The organism is Mycobacterium aquaticum (genome assembly GCF_002086485.1).
Classification (GTDB): Bacteria; Actinomycetota; Actinomycetes; order Mycobacteriales; family Mycobacteriaceae; genus Mycobacterium; species Mycobacterium aquaticum.
Window position 1 is genome coordinate 1 of sequence record NZ_MVHF01000108.1, and the last position, 392, is coordinate 392.

The window sequence follows — 392 nt, forward strand, 5'->3', positions numbered from 1 at the left end:
CTCGAACAACGCCGCGACGCCATGTTCGCCGGCGAACACATCAACACCTCCGAAGACCGCGCCGTCCTGCACACCGCGCTGCGCCTACCCGCCACCGCCGAGCTGACCGTCGACGGCCAAAACGTGGTGGCCGACGTGCACGACGTCCTCGACCGGATGGGCGCCTTCACCGACAAACTGCGCTCGGGTGAGTGGACCGGCGCCACGGGCAAACGCATCACCACCGTGGTCAACGTCGGCGTCGGCGGCTCCGACCTCGGCCCGGTCATGGTCTACGACGCACTGCGGCACTATGCCGACGCCGGCATCTCGGCGCGCTTCGTGTCCAACGTCGACCCCTCCCACCTGGTCGCCACCCTCGACGGACTCGACCCCGCCACAACACTTTTCGT

General features: G+C 68.4%; 1 pseudogene. It reads left to right on the plus strand.

The features are described 5' to 3' along the window. Window positions 1–392, plus strand: a pseudogene (locus BST13_RS38110) (glucose-6-phosphate isomerase); the annotation flags it as partial.